The sequence below is a fragment of the Neorhizobium sp. NCHU2750 genome (genome assembly GCF_003597675.1).
Taxonomy (GTDB): domain Bacteria; phylum Pseudomonadota; class Alphaproteobacteria; order Rhizobiales; family Rhizobiaceae; genus Neorhizobium.
Genome location: NZ_CP030827.1, coordinates 1,340,687 through 1,359,648, shown reverse-complemented (window position 1 = coordinate 1,359,648; position 18,962 = coordinate 1,340,687). Strand labels below are relative to the sequence as shown.

General features: G+C 61.7%; 15 protein-coding genes. 12 read left to right on the top strand and 3 right to left on the bottom strand.

All coding sequences use genetic code 11. The features are described 5' to 3' along the window. Positions 1–35: 35 nt before the first annotated feature. The 5 genes from rnr to rpmG all read left to right on the top strand — a co-directional run bounded on the left by rnr (position 36) and on the right by rpmG (position 4,955). The gene (gene rnr, locus NCHU2750_RS06595; RefSeq protein ID WP_119939721.1) at positions 36–2,354 is read left to right on the top strand and encodes a ribonuclease R; all 2,319 of its coding nucleotides are present in this window, start codon (positions 36–38) and stop codon (positions 2,352–2,354) included. A 1-nt stretch (position 2,355) separates the two neighbouring features. Then, positions 2,356–2,817, top strand: a complete 462-nt coding sequence (locus tag NCHU2750_RS06590) for a DUF983 domain-containing protein (RefSeq protein ID WP_119939720.1) — start codon at positions 2,356–2,358, stop codon at positions 2,815–2,817. After that, entirely contained in the window at positions 2,814–3,503 is a 690-nt protein-coding gene (locus NCHU2750_RS06585; RefSeq protein WP_205583877.1) for an NUDIX hydrolase, read from the top strand. Before NCHU2750_RS06590 ends, NCHU2750_RS06585 begins: the two co-directional genes overlap by 4 nt. 9 nt (positions 3,504–3,512) lie before the next feature. After that, positions 3,513–4,697 (top strand): MFS transporter, encoded by a 1,185-nt coding sequence (locus tag NCHU2750_RS06580; protein ID WP_119939719.1) that lies wholly within the window; start codon positions 3,513–3,515, stop codon positions 4,695–4,697. Positions 4,698–4,787: 90 nt separating this feature from the next. Continuing rightward, a complete protein-coding gene (gene rpmG, locus NCHU2750_RS06575; RefSeq protein ID WP_003547442.1) occupies positions 4,788–4,955 on the top strand; it encodes a 50S ribosomal protein L33 in 168 nt (55 codons plus the stop codon). Positions 4,956–5,709: 754 nt separating this feature from the next. On the opposite strand, the gene NCHU2750_RS06570 is transcribed toward rpmG, so the two are convergent. Beyond that, positions 5,710–7,080, bottom strand: coding sequence for a PleD family two-component system response regulator (locus NCHU2750_RS06570; RefSeq protein WP_119939718.1), 1,371 nt, complete (start codon positions 7,078–7,080; stop codon positions 5,710–5,712). Positions 7,081–7,096: 16 nt separating this feature from the next. Next, positions 7,097–7,468, bottom strand: coding sequence for a response regulator (locus tag NCHU2750_RS06565; protein ID WP_085423079.1), 372 nt, complete (start codon positions 7,466–7,468; stop codon positions 7,097–7,099). A gap of 130 nt (positions 7,469–7,598) precedes the next feature. Here NCHU2750_RS06565 and NCHU2750_RS06560 point away from each other — a divergent pair, with 130 nt between their 5' ends. From NCHU2750_RS06560 to NCHU2750_RS06535, 7 genes are all read left to right on the top strand, one after another. Continuing rightward, positions 7,599–7,907, top strand: coding sequence for a DUF3572 domain-containing protein (locus NCHU2750_RS06560; protein ID WP_119939717.1), 309 nt, complete (start codon positions 7,599–7,601; stop codon positions 7,905–7,907). A 1-nt stretch (position 7,908) separates the two neighbouring features. Beyond that, the gene (locus tag NCHU2750_RS06555; protein WP_119939716.1) at positions 7,909–8,556 is read left to right on the top strand and encodes a hypothetical protein; all 648 of its coding nucleotides are present in this window, start codon (positions 7,909–7,911) and stop codon (positions 8,554–8,556) included. 205 nt (positions 8,557–8,761) lie between these two features. Beyond that, entirely contained in the window at positions 8,762–10,060 is a 1,299-nt protein-coding gene (locus NCHU2750_RS06550) for a DNA polymerase IV (protein ID WP_119939715.1), read from the top strand. Positions 10,061–10,190: 130 nt separating this feature from the next. Next, positions 10,191–10,727 carry a YidB family protein gene (locus tag NCHU2750_RS06545; RefSeq protein WP_119939714.1) on the top strand — a complete coding sequence of 179 codons (537 nt, stop codon included), beginning with the start codon at positions 10,191–10,193 and terminating at the stop codon, positions 10,725–10,727. Between the two features lie 218 nt (positions 10,728–10,945). Further along, positions 10,946–11,221, top strand: coding sequence for a hypothetical protein (locus tag NCHU2750_RS30385; RefSeq protein ID WP_205583912.1), 276 nt, complete (start codon positions 10,946–10,948; stop codon positions 11,219–11,221). A gap of 256 nt (positions 11,222–11,477) precedes the next feature. Beyond that, complete coding sequence (locus NCHU2750_RS06540) at positions 11,478–12,812, top strand: L,D-transpeptidase family protein (RefSeq protein WP_119939713.1); 1,335 nt, start codon at positions 11,478–11,480, stop codon at positions 12,810–12,812. Between the two features lie 595 nt (positions 12,813–13,407). After that, a complete protein-coding gene (locus NCHU2750_RS06535) occupies positions 13,408–14,553 on the top strand; it encodes a GGDEF domain-containing protein (RefSeq protein WP_119939712.1) in 1,146 nt (381 codons plus the stop codon). 125 nt (positions 14,554–14,678) lie between these two features. On the opposite strand, the gene dnaE is transcribed toward NCHU2750_RS06535, so the two are convergent. Then, positions 14,679–18,173: a DNA polymerase III subunit alpha gene (gene dnaE / locus NCHU2750_RS06530; RefSeq protein WP_119939711.1), complete on the bottom strand. Its 3,495-nt coding sequence runs from the start codon at positions 18,171–18,173 to the stop codon at positions 14,679–14,681. Between the last annotated feature and the right edge of the window lie 789 nt (positions 18,174–18,962).

Sequence of the window (18,962 nt, the reverse complement as noted above, 5' to 3'; positions counted from 1 at the left end):
GGCAGCGGAAGCGCGCCGAGAGAGCCGAGCGAGGAATGGCTTCTGGTTCCGGGGCCAGCGGCTCGCAGGCAAAACCCGCGATCGTCCAGGGCGCCATCCCGCCGCGCGAAGTCCTGCTCGAATTCATCTCCGACAATCCGGACAAGGCCTCGAAACGCGAAATCTCCAAGGCTTTCGGGCTGAAGGGCGAGACGCGCGTCGAATTGAAAGACCTGCTGCGCCAGCTCGAGGACGAGGGTCTTCTGACCAAGAACCGCAAGTCGCTGGCGCGTCCCGGCGCGCTGCCGCCTGTGACGGTGCTCGACATCACCACCCGCGACAAGGATGGCGAGCTGATCGGCCGGCCGGCCGAGTGGCCGGAAGAACTCGGCGCAGCACCGGCCGTGCTGATCCGCCAGTCGTCGGAGAACCGCGGCAAGGGCAAGGCGCCCGCAGCCGGCCTCAACGACCGCATTCTGGCAAAGATATTCCCCAACAAGGACCGTTCCGGCCCGGCCTATACGGCGCGTGTCATCAAGGTGATCGACAAGCGTCGCGGCGCGACGCTGGGCGTCGTCCACAAGCTTGCCGATGGCGAGATCCGCCTCTTGCCGACCGACCGGCGCGGTGAGGAAATGGTGATCGAGCCCGATGGCCTGGGTGATGCCAAGCACGGCGATCTGGTCGAGAGCGAGACCGTTCGCTCGGGCCGTTTCGGCCTGCCGCGCGCCCGCGTTCTGTCCGTCGTCGGATCGGTCGCCTCGGAAAAGGCGATCTCGATGATCGCCATCTATTCGCATGGCATTCCGCATATTTTCCCGAAGCAGGTGATGGATGAGGCCGAGGCTGCCAAGCCCGCCTCGATGTCGAAGCGTGAAGATTGGCGCACCCTGCCGCTCGTCACGATCGACCCGGCCGATGCCAAGGACCATGACGACGCCGTCTATGCCGAGCCCGACACGTCCCCCGACAATCCGGGCGGCGTGATCGTCACGGTCGCCATTGCCGACGTCTCCTGGTATGTGCGCACCGGCTCGCCGCTCGACCGCGAAGCGTTGAAGCGCGGCAATTCGGTCTATTTTCCCGACCGTGTCGTGCCGATGCTGCCGGAGCGGATTTCCAACGATCTCTGCTCGCTGCGCGAAGGCGAGGACCGCCCGGCGATGGCCGTGCGCATGGTGTTTTCCAAGGAAGGCCGCAAGGCGAGCCATACCTTCCATCGCATCATGATGAAGAGTGCCGCCAAGCTCTCCTACCAGCAGGCACAGGCGGCAATCGACGGTAAGCCGGACGACAAGACCGGGCCGCTGCTCGAGCCGATCCTGAAGCCTCTCTGGGACGCCTACAAGATCATGAAGGTCGGCCGCGACCGTCGCCAGCCGCTCGAACTCGACATGCCGGAACGCAAGATCCTGCTGAAACCCGATGGTACCGTCGACCGGGTATTCGTGCCGGAACGGCTCGATGCGCACAAGCTCATCGAAGAGATGATGATCCAGGCGAATGTCTGCGCCGCCGAGACGCTGGAGAAGAAGCGCCAGCCGCTCGTCTACCGCATCCATGACGGCCCATCGATGGCCAAGCAGGAAACCCTGCGCGACTTCCTCGCCACGCTCGGCATCTCGATGGCCAAGGGCGGGCAGATGCGTTCCAACTCCTTCAACGGCATATTGTCGAAGGCGGAGGGTACGCCGCACCAGATCATGGTCAACGAGATGGTGCTGCGCTCGCAGAGCCAGGCTGTCTACAGCCCGGAAAATATCGGCCATTTCGGCCTCAACCTGATGAAATACGCGCATTTCACCTCGCCGATCCGCCGCTATGCGGACTTGATCGTGCATCGTGCGCTGGTCGGATCGCTCGGGCTTGGCGAAGGCGGCATCACGCCCGAGGAAGAGGCGCAGCTCGACGATATCGCTGCCGAGATCTCGACCTTCGAGCGCCGGGCCATGGCGGCCGAGCGCGACACGATCAACCGGCTCGTCGCCCATCATCTGGCAACCCGTATCGGCGAAGAATTCGAGGGGCGGATTTCCGGCGTCACCAAGGCCGGCCTGTTCGTCTCGCTGCCGACCTATGGCGCCGATGGCTTCGTGCCGGTGTCGACGATCGGCAACGATTATTACATCTATGACGAGGCGCATCAGGCACTCTCGGGCGAACGCACGGGGCTCGGCTACCAGTTGGGCGACACGGTCGACGTGCGGCTGAAGGATGCGATCCCGCTGGCCGGCGCGCTGCAGTTCGAGATGCTGAGCGAAGGCAAGAAGCTGCCGACGGCCATGCGGTCCTTCCACAAGAGCGGGAAACGCAACCGTCCGGGCGGGCAACCGAAGAAGCCGGGCACGCGCCCTCCCCGCGGACGCAGGAGATGAGATGAACGAGCGCACCGGAACGACCATGAAATATGGCGGTGACGGTGCGCCCGAACGTCCCCATGAACGTTCCTTGGCGCAGTCCATCCGGCGCGGCCTTGCCTGTCGTTGTCCCAAATGCGGCGACGGCCGCCTCTTCCGTGCCTTCCTCAAGCCGGTCGACCATTGTGCCGTCTGCGGCGAGGACTATACGCCACAGCGGGCCGACGACCTGCCCGCCTATCTCGTCATTGTCGTCGTCGGCCATGTGCTGATGACCGGCTACCTGTTGACCGACATGCTGTGGCGCGTGCCGCCCTTCGTGCATGCGGCGATCTGGATCCCGCTCGCGGTTATCGCAGCTCTTGCCACCATCCAGCCGATCAAGGGTGGCGTAATCGGCCTGCAATGGGCCTATCGCATGCATGGCTTTGCCGCAGCCGGCGAAGTGAAGACCGCCGATTTCGACGGCCCGCAGCCATGAGGACGGCCATCGATGGTTCCCTTCTCTCGCTGGAAGCGAGCACCGGGCCGCGGCCTGCGACCGTGCGCATACGCGACGCCGCAGCGCTGATCCTTGTCGATCGTTCCGGCCCGCTGCCGCGCATCCTCATGGGAAGACGGGCGGCCTCACATGTCTTCATGCCCGATTTCTACGTGTTTCCCGGCGGCCGACGTGACCGTGGCGACAGTGCCGCGTCCGTTTCATCCGACCTCCATCCGATGGTGATGGACAAGCTTCTGGCAGAGATGCCGGGCAAGATGAGCCCCGCGCGTGCCCGCGCCCTGGCAGTTGCCGCGCTCAGGGAACTGACGGAAGAAACAGGAATAGGCACAGCAGGCGCCGGCGGCCCGGATCTCGGGATGCTGCGTTATGTCGCGCGGGCCATCACCCCGCCGGGCCACCCGCGTCGCTATGACACCCGCTTCTTTCTGGGCTTTTGCGACGAGAGTGTCTTCGACATGTCGCATTTCGGCGATACGGACGAGCTGGAGGACTTGCAATGGCTTGACATTGCAACAATTTTTAGTCTGAAACTCGCGCGGATCACAAAAACGGTTCTGGAGGACGTCATGACCCTGATGGAACTCAGTCCGTCCTTGCCTTTCGGAAGCCCCGTCCCTTTCTATAGGGTACACCGCGGACGTTTCGTCGAGAGCCGACTGTAAGGAAGAGTAATGCCGCAGCCGACGACCGACGCAAACGGGCATGTCGAGAAAATCCACTGGCCTTCGCTCGCCGCTGCCATCGCCGCCATCAGCGCGGTGGGGATTGCGATCGGACTCGGGCTGCCGCTTCTATCCATCATCCTGGAGAAGCGCGGTATCCCCTCGACGCTGATCGGGCTCAATGCCGCCATGGCCGGCATAGCCTCGATGCTGGCCGCTCCGGTCACCACCAAGCTTGCCCATACATGCGGCGTGGCGAAGACGATGATGTTTGCCGTCGTCGTTGCAGCAGCGAGCGCCCTCGGCTTCTATTACGCCCAGTCCTTCTGGATGTGGTTTCCGCTGCGCTTCACCTTCCATGGCGCGACGACGACGCTGTTCATCCTGTCGGAATTCTGGATCAATGCCGCAGCCCCTCCCCGCCGCCGCGGTCTCGTGCTCGGCATCTATGCGACGGTGCTGGCGGTCGGCTTTGCCTGCGGGCCGCTGCTTTTCTCCGCACTTGGAAGCGATGGCGTCATGCCGTTCCTGGCGGGCGCACTGATCATCCTTCTCGCCCTCATCCCGATCTTCATCGCCCGGCATGAAAGCCCGGTGCTCGATGAGGCTCCCGAGCGGCACTTCCTCCACTACATCTTCCTGGTGCCGACGGCCACCGCAGCGGTCTTCGCCTTCGGCGCGGTTTCGGCAGGCGGGCTTTCGCTGTTTCCGATCTATGCCCTGCGCGAGCAATTGCAGGAATCGCAGGTGGCCGTGCTGTTGACGGTCATGGGCATCGGCAACATGGCCTTCCAGATCCCGCTCGGCCTCGTCTCCGACAGGCTGCGTGACAGGCGACCATTGCTTGCCGCCATGGCGGTGCTCGGCGTGCTCGGCTCGCTGGCCCTGCCGATGCTCATTCACAACTGGATCCTGATGGGCGTCATCCTGTTCTTCTGGGGCGGTTGCGTATCGGGCCTCTATACGGTCGGCCTCGCCCATCTCGGCGCACGACTCAGCGGGGCGGATCTCGCCGCTGCCAATGCGGCCTTCATCTTCTGCTATGCAGTCGGCACCGTTGCCGGTCCGCAGGGGATCGGCGCTGCGATGGATGTGGCCGGAACCAGCGGTTATGCCTGGGCTCTGGCGGCTTTCTTCGGCTTTTACGTGCTGGTTGCGCTCTGCAGACCGCTTTTCCAGTCAAAACGGAGTTGACTTTTGGCGCGCGATTTGTAATTTCGCGCCAGATTTAGCCGTGGAGCACATCGCGCCAGTGGCTTCCTATTTTCTAGAGGCAGAATAACCATGGCGAAAGCTACGACCATCAAGATCAAGCTGCTGTCGACGGCTGACACCGGTTTCTTCTACGTCACCACGAAGAACAGCCGCACGATGACCGACAAGATGACCAAGACCAAGTATGACCCGGTCGCGAAGAAGCATGTCGAATTCAAGGAAACCAAGATCAAGTAAGACTTGATCCCGGTCTTCCAGACAAGGGGCGCCGACCGGTCTGGTCAGGCGCCTTTTCTTTTGGCCCAGACCGTGCTGGCCGACGGTTGCCGCACGCCTTCAACGAAAAAACGCCGCGTCCCTTTCGAGAGCGGCGTTTTGAATTGGGGGTCGACCAGCCTGCAATAACGGCACGAGGAACCGCATAGGCATGCCTGCCGGTCGACCGACCCCACGACCCAGGAGATGCGGCGGACCTGAGCATCATGGGGTATGAGAGTGCCGCTTGGGCACTTGTTTGTCGTCAGGGTCAAAATTGCGCAAAGCAAAAAGAAAATCAATAGATTCTTAACTGCGCGGAAAACTTGGTTCTACTATTGGTTAAAATTTGTACGCCACCACCCAGTTTCAAGTAGGCTGTCGCAATAGCGCCCAAGTAAATCAACCTCCAGACACGCCCCGGCTTCTTAGTGAAGACAACTTCAGGTCGATTATTTCGGTAGACCGTCCACAATCCAGCGCCGACATGAACAGCAACCTGCGCGATAGACATGGCATATTGTTGATATCTACATAGGCCGCGGAAGCCTGAATGCCGTGAAAACACGGGAAAATCGCACAGAAATCTGCTCCGGCCACCCATGCACCAGGCAATTCCATGGCGTCGGACGGCTGCGATTTTGCATCGGGCGCCCCGGAAATCGGTCCGCATGCGATGCCATCTCGGACCGTCTTCCGAAGAATGCGACACAATGTCACACGGCTTGATCGACGCTCAGGCCGCGTTGGCGACAACCCGATTACGGCCCTCGGCCTTGGCGGTATAGAGCGCCTGATCGGCCTGCTTGAGCAATTGTTCGGGCGTTTCGGCACCACCCGTGGTGCATGAAAGGCCGAATGATGCCGTCAGGTTCAACGCCGTGGCTGCGCTCTTGAGCATGAACGGCGTCTCCTCGATGATGGCACGCAGGCGCTCGGCTACGGCTGCAGCCGCGGTGGCATCGGTATCGGGCATGATGACGACGAATTCCTCGCCGCCGTAGCGGCAGGCGAGATCGGCACCACGAACCGTCGAGCGGATGCGGCTGGCGAATTCGCGCAGCACGTCATCACCCGCATCATGCCCATAGGTGTCGTTGACCGACTTGAAGCGGTCGATATCGATCAGGCAGATCGACAGAGGCCGGGCTCTGACGGTGGCGCGGGTAAACAACACCTTGAGGTGATTGTCGAGATAGCGGCGATTGTTGAGCCCGGTCAGGCCATCGGTGACGGCAAGCTCGATCGTCTGCTTGACGCTCATGCGAAGCCGGTCGTTATAGCGCTTGCGCTTCACCTGGGTCAGGGTGCGGGCCAGAAGCTCGTTCGGGTCGATCGGGCGCATGATATAGTCATTGACGCCGAGATCGAGCGCCCGGACGACCATGTCCTCGGCACCGGCCTCCGTGGCAAGCAGGATCGGCAGGAAACGGGTCCGCTCCAGCGAGCGAAGCTGCGAGCAGAGGCGCAGCGGATCGTAATCCTCGAAATTGGCATTGACGATGACGAGATCCCAGGCGCTCTCGGCAGCCTCGAAAAGCGCCGCCTGCGGATCGGAAATGGCGACGACATTGCAGATGGGCTTCAGCGCCTTGATGATGCGTTCCTGCGAGCTTGCCCGCCCGTCGACGAGCAGAACCTGGCCGCTGTCGTCGCGGCCGTCGACGCTCTTCAGCATGTCTTCCAGCACAAGGCTATGGGCAGTATCGGCGCGAATGCGCAATTCGTCGCTCAGCGCCTTCAGCCGCACGAGGCTGCGTACCCGCGAGATCAGCTGGATGTCATTGACGGGCTTGGTCAGAAAATCATCGGCACCGGCCTTGAGGCCGCGGACGCGGTCGGACGGCTGGTCGAGGGCGGTGACCATGACGACCGGGATATGGGCGGTCTTCGGATTGGCCTTCAGCCGCTCGCAGACTTCGAAACCATCGATGCCGGGCATCATGATGTCGAGCAGGATCAGATCCACATGGGTGCTGTCGCAGATCGCCAGCGCCTTGTAGCCGTCATCGGCGGTCAGCACGTCGAAATATTCAGCCAGAAGCCGCGCTTCCAGGAGCTTCACATTCGCCGGGATGTCGTCGACCACCAATATCCGTGCTGTCATGCCCGTGTTCCCCGCTTCATGCGTCGCCCAGATAGGTCTTGATCGTCTCGATGAATTTCGGCACGGAGATCGGTTTCGACACATAGGCCTCGCAACCGCCCTGGCGGATGCGTTCCTCGTCGCCCTTCATCGCAAAGGCGGTGACCGCGATGACCGGGATGATGTGCAGCTCGTCGTCTTCCTTCAGCCATTTGGTGACTTCCAGGCCGGAGACTTCCGGAAGCTGGATATCCATCAGGATGAGGTCCGGCCGGTGCTTGCGGGCCAGATCCAGCGCTTCCATGCCGTTGCGCGTCTGGATCGTGTCGTAGCCCGACGCCTCGATCAGATCGCGGAAGAGCTTCATGTTCAGCTCGTTGTCTTCGACAATCATGACCCGTTTGGGCATTGCGATCCGTTCCTTAAATCGCGCCTTCAAAAGCGTATCTTCGATATATAAGCTCCATCAGGGTCGATTCCGCGGAGCCTGCTCCGATCACGCTAAGGCCATTTGGTTGAAAAGAGGTAACTCCGCGACAATGCCACCGAAAGCATCTCAAAATCTGTCTGCGGCGAAAGGCGCCGAGGAGACTGCCGCAACCGTACTCGGCTGGCTGGCCGGCGAGCCGGATATGCTCCAGCGCTTCCTGTCGCTTTCCGGCGTCGCTCCGGAGCAAATCCGCACAGCGATCGGCGATCCGGGTTTTCTCGCCGGCATGATCGACTTCGTGATGGGGCACGAGCCGACGCTGCTCGCCTTCTGCGAGGCAACGGGAACGAAGCCTGAGGCGGTGGTGGCGGCGGCGCAATATTATTCGGGGCCTTATTTCGGGCCGGGTGATTACTGAGATGAGCGAGATCCTCGACCTTTCCCATGTCCGGCTGACGGACAGGCCGCTCGTCGTTTGCGACGTGGACGACGTGGTCCTGAACTTCTTCGTACCCTTCGAAGACTATCTGCGCGAGGGCGGGCTTGAACTCCTGCCCCGCTCCTTCCGCCTGACCGGCAATATCGTCTCGGCCGGTACGCAGGACGCTATCGAGGAGGTTGCAGTCAAGCAATTGATCGGCCGGTTCTTCGAACTGCAGGATACATGGCAGACACCGTTCGATCTGGCGCTCGATACGCTTAATGCGCTCCATGCCGAGGCGGACGTGCTTTTCCTCACCGCCATGCCGCCCCGCTACCGCGATATCCGCCGCAAGCTTCTCGACCGCCTCGGCTTCGACTTTCCGCTGGTGGCAACCGAGGAACCGAAAGGCCCCGTCATGCACCGCATCCACGGCGGACGCGGGCTGCCGTCCGCCTTCATTGACGACATGGCGCACAATCTCCACTCGGTCCGCGACCATGTGGATGGCTGCCTTGTGCTGCACATGATGCCGGATTCGCCGCTGCATCTGCTTGCCCCAAAACCCGACGAAGGCATCGTGAGAGCGATGGACTGGGTGCAAGCCGGCGAGTTGATCCGCGCGCATATTTCCCGCGCTGCCTGACACCTGCTCCACGATGGCGGCGGATACCCGCGTAGGGTGATGCCACAGCCATGCACTGCACGGCGAATACCGCCCAGCAGCCCACGCCATCCTCGTCGTCAACAACCCCATCGCTCCCCGCCCCGTCGTGCCCCTTGAGCATCGCGAGATTAGTGCCTATGGTGCAAATGTTCAATCTTTGTTCCGGGCCAGATCGCTTCTACACATGACGACGCCGACCGACCCTCTGTCCGGCCCGATGACCGGATTCTGTCGCGACTGCCTTGCCGAGCAGAAGGCCGAAACACGCCGTTGCCGGGCCTGCGGTTCGCCGCGGCTGGTCTATCACCGCGAACTCTACGACCTGACGCTGGCGCATATCGATTGCGACGCCTTCTATGCGACGATCGAGAAGCGGGACAATCCGGAGCTTGCCGACAAGCCGGTGATCATCGGCGGCGGCAAGCGCGGCGTCGTGTCGACCGCCTGCTATATCGCGCGCATCAGCGGCGTGCGCTCGGCCATGCCGATGTTCAAGGCGCTGGAACTCTGCCCCGACGCGGTGGTAATCCCGCCGAACATGGAAAAATATGTCAGCGTCGGCCGGCAGGTCAGGCAGATGATGATGGACCTGACGCCGCTGGTGCAGCCGCTTTCGATCGACGAGGCCTTTCTGGAACTGGCCGGGACCGAGCGGCTGCATCGCGACCCGCCGGCCCGCATTCTGGCGAAGCTTGCCAAGCGGGTGGAAAGCGAGATCGGCATTTCGATTTCCGTCGGGCTTTCATACTGCAAGTTCCTCGCCAAGGTGGCGTCCGACCTTGAGAAGCCACGCGGCTTTTCCGTCATCGGCGAGGCGGAAGCGCGGGATTTTCTGGCGCCCCGGCCCGTCACCACCATCTGGGGTGTCGGCCGCGCCTTCAACAGCACGCTCGAGGCAGACGGGATCCGCACGATCGGCCAGCTTCAAGGGATGGAGGAAGGCGAGCTGATGCGCCGCTACGGCTCTATGGGCCAGAGGCTCTACCGGCTGGCGCGCGGCATGGACGAGCGCGAGGTGCATCCCAACGACCCGGCCAAGAGCGTCTCGGCCGAGACGACCTTCTTCGACGATATTTCCCGGCATGACGATCTGGTGCCGATCCTTCGCCGCCTTTCGGAAAAGGTGTCGGCGCGGCTGAAGAAGCACGGCGTTGCCGGCCATACCGTCGTGCTCAAGATGAAGACGGCCGATTTCAAGAGCCGCACGCGCAACAAACGGCTGGAAGACCCGACACAGCTGACCGACCGGATTTTTCGCACTGGCCTGTCGCTGATGGAGAAGGAAACGGACGGCACGAAATTCCGCCTTCTCGGTATCGGCGTGACCGATCTCTGCGACCCGCAGCTTGCCGATCCGCCGGATCTCGTCGACCAGCAGGCGGGGCGCCGGGCGGCGGCGGAGGCGGCGATGGACAGGCTGCGCGACAAGTTCGGAACGGCCGCCGTCGAGACCGGCTTTACATTCGGCGACAAGCGTCGGTGAGCGCCTGACAAATCGTTAGGACATGGCCCTATCGAAGGGAACCTGCGCGCCGGGCCGGCGTTGAAAGCGTTGACGGGCGGGATTGCGGATGGTGACGCATGCCGCTTAGCGAACCTGACAGGAGGAGATCATGGTAAGCGGTCAGTTGAAAGCCCTGCTCGGCGTGCTCGCCGTTGCCGGCTACCAGAACAGGGACAAGATTGCAGATTTTCTGCGCGGCATTCAGAGCCCGCAGCCGCAAGGATCTGGTGCCACGCCTGAGACCACTGAGGCGCGGTCCGGCGGCCTCGGTGATATTCTGGGGAGCCTGACCGGCGGACCGGGCGGTGGAGGCGGTTCCAGCAGTGGCGCGGGCGGCGGCCTCGGTGGGCTTCTGGGAGGTCTCGGAGGTTTGACGAGCGGCGGGATCCTGAGCGGTGGGCTCGGCGACCTCCTCGATACGTTCCAGCAGAACGGCCATGGCGACAAGGCCAAATCCTGGGTGGAGCCCGGCGCCAATGCAGAGATCGCCCCCGACCAGCTTTCCCAGGCGATCGGACCGGGGGTTCTGGAGGAGCTTGCGGAAAAGACCGGGCTTTCCACCGAGGAGATCCTTGCGCGCCTGAGCCGTGACCTGCCGAAGGCGGTGGATGACCTGACGCCCGATGGCAGGCTGCCTGCTGGCTAGGGCTGGCGCTAGGGTTAGGGCGGCCCTCGCATAACCGGTAAAAAGGCTGAGGCAGACCAGATCGCGCAGATGACGCGGCCAGCCGGTTCGTGAACGATCACCACGTTTCTGCCCGGGCAGTCTCCTGCCCGGCGCTTGCCGTGATGTCTGATCGGTCGCGACGTCAGCCTCTCCGCTGCAACAGTGCGCAAGGTTTTGCCCTGTGCCGCGGCATTTGCTTGACAATCATCAACAGAGAGAGTGCCTTTACGGGGCGGCGTCCTGCGCTGCGGAACCTACGAGCAGCAGCAGTTTCAACCGGCAATGCGGAGGGGATGATGTTTCGCGATCTCAACGGCTATTATTCCGGCCCGGAGAAGCCAGAACGACCGCGTAACAAGCTCACGCCGAGACAGGAAAAAATTCTCCTGTCGGTTCTCATCTTCAACATCATTGCGCTGGTTGTCGCGCCGATCGGCGGGGTGTCGATCATCGAACTCTTTTTCGCAAGATAACGCGCAGCGCCTGTGCCTGTGCCTGTGTCTGTGTCTGTGTCTGTGTCTGTGTCTGTGTCTGTGTCTGTGTCTGGAACGGCCCCAGGCGTGGCATAGGCGGTCAAGATTTTTTGGCGACCACGGACAAAATGTGGCCGAAAGCGGCGCCAGAATCGCGCAAACGTGATGTTTTGACACGATACCGCCACTTTTCAGAAAATTTTCATTAAGTTCGACGCGCTAATGTGACGACCATTGTAATGCGTAAGAGGTCCTCATGTTGCGTGGCATCGTTTTCAGCCTCGGGCTCCTGTCCGGCACCATTCTTTCCCAGTCTGCTTTTGCCGAAGCCGCAACCCTTGAGATCGTCGTCTCGAAGAACCAGCAGTCGATGACGGTCTATGACGGCGACAAGGTCGTGATGAAGACGCGTGTCTCGAGCGGCAAGGCCGGGCACGAGACGCCGAGCGGCATCTTCTCGGTGCTGGAGAAGGCAAAATATCACGAATCCAACATCTATTCGAACGCGCCCATGCCGTTCATGCAGCGCCTGACATGGTCGGGGATTGCGCTTCACGAGGGGCATGTGCCGAACTATCCCGCCTCGCATGGCTGCGTGCGCATTCCGTCCGGTACGGCCAAGGCGCTCTACGACATGACCGATCGCGGCGTGCATGTGGTCATTTCCGATGAACCGGTGGTTCCCGTCAGGATCGACGACGTCAACCTGTTTACACCGCTGAAGCCGATGCCCTCCTCACCGCTGCTGCCCGACGCCGACCTTAGGCCGACGGCGATGAAGAAGGCCGCCGACGGTTCCTACAAGGTCGCCTCTGCCGGTACCGATCCGGTCACCACCGGCTCGGTACAGCCGGCAGCCGAGCAGAACGATGGCGCGCCTCTGCGCATCCTCATCCATCGCCGCGGCCCGCGCGAGACGATGCTCGACGTGCAGGGCATGCTGACCGATCTTGGATTCGATGCCGGCGAGGTGGACGGCATTGCCGGCCCGACGACCCGCGAGGCGATTGCCGCCTACAAGCGCTGGAAGAACATGCCGGCCAACGGCCCGCTGCTCGGCAAGGATTTCCTCGCCGCTCTCTATCATTCCGCGGGCAAGACCGATGTGCCGAACGGCCAGCTTCTGGTGCGCCGGGATTTCGAGCCGCTGTTTGAGGCGCCGGTCGAGATCAAGGACCCCGAACAGGCGCTCGGCACGCATTTCTTCACCGCCGACCATGTCGACCGCAATGCCGAGACGGCAGAATGGCATGGGCTGACCCTGAAGAACGAGATGACCGACGACGAGATGAAGCAGCTCGGCATCGACAAGCCCGCAGATGACAGCGCGCCGAATGCCGCGGCAGCCGCGCTCGACCGGATCGACATCCCGAAGGATCTGCGCGACAGGATCGGCGAACTGATGGCTAACGGCACGTCGTTGACGATCACCGACCAGGGGCTCGGGCCGGAGACCGGCAAGGGCACCGACTTCGTGACGCTGACGCATTCGCAGACCAATCTGGCCGTTGCCGAGGCTGACGACAACAGCCAGCCGAAGCCCGCCCGGCGCTCCAAGAGCTCCTATGCAAGCGGCGTCGGTCTCTATTGACCAGCAGTCTTCTTGGACAGTCGAGCACCCGAGGCGCTGAACGTCCATGCCGAGCAGCATCTGCCACAGCCAGAGCGGCCGGGAGATGCAATCCTCTTGACGGCGGGCAGCCGATCCCCCCGGGAATTAGACTAAGGTTGCATATTGCTACCTTGTCAGTGCCACACTGCAACCATCTTCCCCCCTTAAGGCCCGTTGCATGGAAGTACCCCCGATGCCCGTGTCCCCCGCGGGCGACGCTTCCATCAGTGTTGGACGGTTATGTGTTGGTTCTCTTCCATGACCGTCCTCCGGGGAGGAGACGGCCGAACCCCATTCCCTCTCTGATCTGTGAAAATACGCCTCGGATGTGATCCACGCTCCTTTTTTTGCCAAAATTGCATTGAATTTGTCGAATGAGGCGTCCTTTCCCCGTGGGACGCCTGAATGACATTTTTACAAGGGGGTTCTCTGCTCCGGCCGTGCCATCTCGGCTTCGGTCTGCGAGGGTATCCTTGCGCGAATTCATGCCTGTACAAAAACTTAGCTTTTTCCGTTTAACAATCATTGCGTGTATCAAGGGGTTTACACAGGACATGATGACAGCGATGGATCGATGAACGGCGCCGCTTTCTTCCTGGGGGTGAATTTCGTTGTCGCGCTGTGTTTCAGCGCCGTCTTTACCGTCGTGGCGAGGCGCAGCCGGTCACGCCGGGCGGCGCTCTGGCTCGCATCCGGCTTCGGTGTCGCCTCTCTGTCTGCGATATGCGAACTGCTGGTCGCCTATGCCGGCATGCCCAAGCCTTTCGCGCTCGGCGCCTTTGCCTCAGTGCTTGCCGGCATGGTGCTGATATGGATCGGCGTCGGCGAACTCTATGGTCACCCTCCCAGACGCTGGATCGCCATCGTCTATACCGTCGCAAGCGTTGCTTTGAGCTACGCCATTTACGACCTGCCACGCGGTACGCCGCTGCAGGCCTTCTGCTACCAGAGCCCGTTTGCCATCGTCCTTCTGGCCAGTGCCTACAGCGTGCTTTCATCCCGCGGCCGCAAGGCGATTGACCACTTTCTCGGGCTGCTTCTGCTTTTGACCGGGCTGCATTTTTTCATAAAGGCGGGGCTGGCGGTCTATGTCGGCGCAGGCACGACCGCCACGGACTATATCCACACCAACTATGCGCTGATCTCGCAAAGCGCCACCGCCATCCTCATCGTCGCCGTCGGGCTGACCCTGCTTGCCACGCTGGTGCTGGAGATCATGGCCGACCAGCGCAGCGAGTCGGAGAAGGACATTCTTTCCGCACTTGCCAACCGGCGCGGCTTCGAGCGGCAGGTCCAGTCGCTGCTTGCGCATGCGCCGAACGGACAGCACGCCGTCATCCTCTGCGATCTCGATCACTTCAAGCGCATCAACGACACCTATGGCCATCATGTCGGCGATCTGGTGATACAGGGATTTGGCAGGCTGATGAACAGCAGTGCGCCGAAGAGCGCCGCACTCGGCCGGATCGGCGGCGAGGAATTCGCGATCTTCCTTCCCGATACGGATCTGCGCTCCGCCGCCCTTCTGGCGCATACGCTGCGCGGCGCGACGATGACCCTGCCCGGCCTGCCGGACAATCTGAATGTCACCGCAAGCTTCGGCGTCTCATCCTTCACATCCCTGTCGCAATTGCCGGAGGCCTACCGGCAGGCAGACATGGCGCTCTATACCGCCAAGAATGCCGGCCGCAACCAGGTCAAGGAAGCCATCGGCGCCTGAGCCGGCTTCGGTGTCCCGACACGGCAGTTAGTCATCGAACAACTTCGACCGGCCCGCGGATCCCGGGCCGGCTATCTCACCGTATCATGCCCGGCACTGACCTGTCCGCAATCGGCGGGCGCAGGTCACACAAGCTCGACGTCGAGTACGCCGGGTGCCGCCTTCAGGGCGGCTGCCATTTCCGGTGAAAGGCGGTAGCGCTCGGTCAGTTCCACCTCGATCTCGCGCCGGCCGTCCTCCTTGATGACGATGAAGGAGACGAGGCCCTCGCCTCTCGCATTGAGATGGCGCGCGACGGTTTTGAGCGGCCCGGAATCGCGCACGAAGACGCGCAGCGCCTTCTGCATGCGCACCGACTGCTCTTCCAGCGACTGGGCAGTCTGGATGCGCAGACCGATGCCTTCCGGCCGTTCATCGGCCTGGACGGTGATGACCAGCGATTTTCCGGGCTCCAGAAGATCGCGATACTGGGCCAGCGCCTCGGAAAACAATACAGCCTCGAATTGCCCGGACGAATCCGAGAACGTGATGATGCCCATCTTGTTGCCGGTCTTGGTCTTGCGCTCCTGGCGACCGGTGACGGTGCCGGCCAAACGCCCGGCGGTGGCTCCCTGACGCACGGCTGCGGCAAAATCGGCAAAGGTCTGAACGCGCAGCTTGGCAAGCACATCCTTGTAGGTATCGAGCGGATGGGCCGACAGATAGAAGCCGAGAACCTGATATTCGCGCATCAGCATTTCCGACGGCATCCACGGATTGAATGTCGGCAGGATGAGCTTTTCCGGCCCGCTCGAGGCAGATGAACCGAAGAAATCGGACTGGCCGGAGACGCGCTCTTCCTGGGCGCGCTGGGCATAGCCGATCACCCGGTCGAGGCCGGCAATCAGCTGGGCGCGGTCATGGCCGAAACAGTCGAAGGCGCCGGCGGAGATCAGGCTTTCCAGCACACGGCGGTTGATCTGCTTGGGATCGACGCGCATGCAGAAATCCTCGATGCCGGCAAAGGGCTTGTCGCCGCGCACCTCGGTAATATGCTCGACGGCCGATTCACCAACGCCCTTGATGGCCGCAAGCGCATAATAGATCTTCGCTTCGCCGGTCTCGAAATGGCGGAACGAGGTCTGCACCGAAGGCGGAATGACCTTGATGCCGAGGCGCCCGGCATCCTCGCGGAAATCGTTGAGCTTTTCCGAATTGGCCATATCGTAGGTCATGGTCGCGGCGAGGAACTCGACCGGATAATGCGCCTTCATATAGGCCGTCTGGTAGGAGACGATGGCGTAGGCTGCGGCGTGCGACTTGTTGAAGCCGTAGTTTGCGAATTTGGCCAGAAGCTCGAAGATGTTCTTCGCCTGCGGCTTGGAGACGCCGTTCTTGACGGCACCATCGACGAAGCGCTCGCTCTGCTTGTCCATCTCCTCCTTGATCTTCTTACCCATGGCGCGACGCAGAAGGTCTGCCTCGCCGAGCGAATAGCCCGACAGGACCTGGGCGATCTGCATCACCTGTTCCTGATAGACGATAACGCCCTGGGTTTCCTTGAGCAGATAGTCGATCGAGGGATGGACCGATTCGATCTCCTCCTCGCCATGCTTGCGGGCATTGTAGGTCGGGATGTTTTCCATCGGACCCGGGCGATAGAGCGCCACGAGCGCGATGATATCCTCGATACAGTCGGGCCGCATGCCGATCAGTGCCTTGCGCATGCCGGCACTTTCCACCTGGAACACGCCGACCGTCTCGCCGCGCGACAGCATCTCATAGGTCAGCTTGTCGTCGAGCGGGATCGTTGCCAGATCGACCTCGATGCCGCGCTTGCGGCAGAAATCCACCGCCGTCTTCAACACGGTCAGCGTTTTCAGGCCGAGGAAGTCGAATTTCACCAGCCCTGCCTGTTCCACCCATTTCATGTTGAACTGGGTGACCGGCATGTCGGAGCGCGGATCGCGATACATCGGCACCAGCTTCGACAGCGGCCGGTCGCCGATGACGATGCCGGCGGCATGGGTCGAGGCGTGGCGATAGAGGCCTTCGATCTTCTGGGCGATATCGAGAAGCCGGGCGACGACCGGCTCCTTTTCGGCCTCCTCCTGGAATTTCGGGTCTTCCTCGATCGCCTTGGACAGCGGCGTCGGGTTGGCCGGATTGTTGGGCACCATCTTGCAGATCTTGTCGACCTGGCCATAGGGCATTTCGAGCACGCGGCCGACGTCGCGAAGGGCAGCGCGCGCCTGCAGCGAACCGAAGGTGATGATCTGCGCCACCTGCTCGCGGCCATATTTGCGCTGCACGTAGCGGATCACCTCTTCACGGCGATCCTGGCAGAAGTCGATGTCGAAATCGGGCATCGAGACGCGTTCGGGATTGAGGAAGCGTTCGAACAGAAGCGAGAAGCGCAGCGGATCGACGTCGGTGATCGTCAGCGCATAGGCGACGAGAGAACCCGCACCCGAACCGCGCCCCGGCCCGACCGGAATATTGTGCTGCTTGGCCCATTTGATGAAGTCCGCAACGATGAGGAAGTACCCGGGAAACTTCATCCGCTCGATGATCGACAGCTCGAATTCGAGGCGCTCGCGGTAATCCTTTTCCTCGAAGCCTGCCGCCATGCCGAGGGCCTGAAGCCGCATGTCGAGGCCCTCGACCGCCTGGCGGCGCAATTCGGCCGCCTCCTTGCGCTCGTCCTCTTCCGGATGGTCACTGACGCCGGTGAAACGCGGCAGGATGGGGGCGCGGGTCTTCAAGATGAAGGAGCAACGCTGCGCGATCTCGACAGTGTTTTCAAGCGCCTCGGGCAGGTCGGCAAACAGCTTCGCCATCTCGGCGCGGCTTTTCAGGTAATGGTCCGGCGTCAGGCGGAAACGGCTGTCGTCGGAGACGATCGCGCCATGGGCGACGGCCATCAGCGCATCATGGGCATCATAATCGGCCTTGGTGGGGAAGAAGGCCTCGTTGGTGGCAACCAGCGGCACGTCATGCGTATAGGCGAGATCGACCATGCGCTGCTCGTGCCGGCGGTCATAGCCGCCATGGCGCTGCAGTTCGAGATAGAGCCGGTCGCCGAAGAGACCTTTCAGCCGTTCGAGACGGGCAAGCGCGAGTTCGGCATGACCGTCCCTCATCGCCCTGTCGACCGGCCCGGATGCGGCCCCCGTCAGCGCGATCAGCCCATCGGTGCCGGCCTCGTCCAGCCAGGAGGCGCAGATATGGGTTTCGCTCGATCCCTCGCCACCGAGATAGGCACGGCTGACGAGATCGACCAGCCGCTCATAGCCATCGGCGGTCGCCGCAAGAACAACGATGGCCGGCAGCTTGGCGAGCTGCTGGTTTGCCCTTCGCTCGTCGCCCTGATCCTGCATGTCGATCGACAGCTGGCAACCGATGATCGGCTGCAATCCGTCATAGATCGACTTCTGGGCGAATTCGAGCGCGACGAAGAGATTGTTGGTATCGGTGATGGCAATCGCGGGCTGATTGTCCGCAACGGCCTTTCCCAGAACCTTCTTGAGGGGAAGCGCGCCTTCCAGCAGAGAATAGGCGGAATGCAGGCGCAGATGAACGAATTGCGGGGTTGCCCCGAGATTTTCGTCCGCCGATCCCGTATTTGCCTGTTCTGCCATGTCTATGCGCCACCACCAATGATTCAAGTCGGTTCATTTTCGGGCGCCCTGCCCCGCAAGTCCAGTCAAGATTGCGGTGGTCAACGGCTTTCGGTCGGGCCGGCGAAGGGGATTATCCACCGGCCAAGTCTGCTACATGACGAGCATGATCATCGATAGGCTTGCGACGAAGGTTGCGATCGATGCGAAGGCGGCAATATCACGAAGAAGGTCAGTCATCGTTGTCTCCCGTGTTCGTTATGTTTTTAATTTGTTCTCTTTTTGTACAAGAGTCAACATTGGAACAAAATGAGAACGAATTTTGCGTCATATCCTCGCCCCGATAGTGAATCAGGGGTTAACGCTGCGGCTTCGAAGGATAGAGTCCTCCCTTGGTGCCTTTGGCGATTTTGAAATTTCGGCATTCCAGAATTTCGGCCGGGACACGTCGGGTGTCTCGAATGAATTTTTTATAAAGTGACACACGGCGTGTCCCGTTCGGTGTGTTTTTCCGCGCAACTCCGGTCCGTCTGCGGCGGGTTTGATGCCTAGAGCGCTGTGCGTCCGAATGGACGCATAAAGGACGCTCTATCTCATTTGATCTACGCATCAGGCTTTCCGAAAATCGATTCCGATTTTCGGGCCGATGCTGTAGCGGCACTGACCCGGTATGTGTGCGACACACGCACGTCCCCTTTCTTCAAGGAGAGGCAGACCATTTTCTGCGCGGCCCCCGGCGTCCCGCTTGCATAAGGGCGTTTTTCCGGATCACCGGCTCCGCCTCGCCGGCAATGCAGACCGGTGTAGCCG

Bases quoted from the DNA above. Each gene is read 5' to 3' on its own strand.
- rnr (WP_119939721.1), top strand. From the start codon at position 36: ATGGCTTCTGGTTCCGGGGCCAGCGGCTCGCAGGCAAAACCCGCGATC.
- NCHU2750_RS06590 (WP_119939720.1), top strand. From the start codon at position 2,356: ATGAACGAGCGCACCGGAACGACCATGAAATATGGCGGTGACGGTGCG.
- NCHU2750_RS06585 (WP_205583877.1), top strand. From the start codon at position 2,814: ATGAGGACGGCCATCGATGGTTCCCTTCTCTCGCTGGAAGCGAGCACC.
- NCHU2750_RS06580 (WP_119939719.1), top strand. From the start codon at position 3,513: ATGCCGCAGCCGACGACCGACGCAAACGGGCATGTCGAGAAAATCCAC.
- rpmG (WP_003547442.1), top strand. From the start codon at position 4,788: ATGGCGAAAGCTACGACCATCAAGATCAAGCTGCTGTCGACGGCTGAC.
- NCHU2750_RS06570 (WP_119939718.1), bottom strand. From the start codon at position 7,080: ATGACAGCACGGATATTGGTGGTCGACGACATCCCGGCGAATGTGAAG.
- NCHU2750_RS06565 (WP_085423079.1), bottom strand. From the start codon at position 7,468: ATGCCCAAACGGGTCATGATTGTCGAAGACAACGAGCTGAACATGAAG.
- NCHU2750_RS06560 (WP_119939717.1), top strand. From the start codon at position 7,599: ATGCCACCGAAAGCATCTCAAAATCTGTCTGCGGCGAAAGGCGCCGAG.
- NCHU2750_RS06555 (WP_119939716.1), top strand. From the start codon at position 7,909: ATGAGCGAGATCCTCGACCTTTCCCATGTCCGGCTGACGGACAGGCCG.
- NCHU2750_RS06550 (WP_119939715.1), top strand. From the start codon at position 8,762: ATGACGACGCCGACCGACCCTCTGTCCGGCCCGATGACCGGATTCTGT.
- NCHU2750_RS06545 (WP_119939714.1), top strand. From the start codon at position 10,191: ATGGTAAGCGGTCAGTTGAAAGCCCTGCTCGGCGTGCTCGCCGTTGCC.
- NCHU2750_RS06540 (WP_119939713.1), top strand. From the start codon at position 11,478: ATGTTGCGTGGCATCGTTTTCAGCCTCGGGCTCCTGTCCGGCACCATT.
- NCHU2750_RS06535 (WP_119939712.1), top strand. From the start codon at position 13,408: ATGAACGGCGCCGCTTTCTTCCTGGGGGTGAATTTCGTTGTCGCGCTG.
- dnaE (WP_119939711.1), bottom strand. From the start codon at position 18,173: ATGGCAGAACAGGCAAATACGGGATCGGCGGACGAAAATCTCGGGGCA.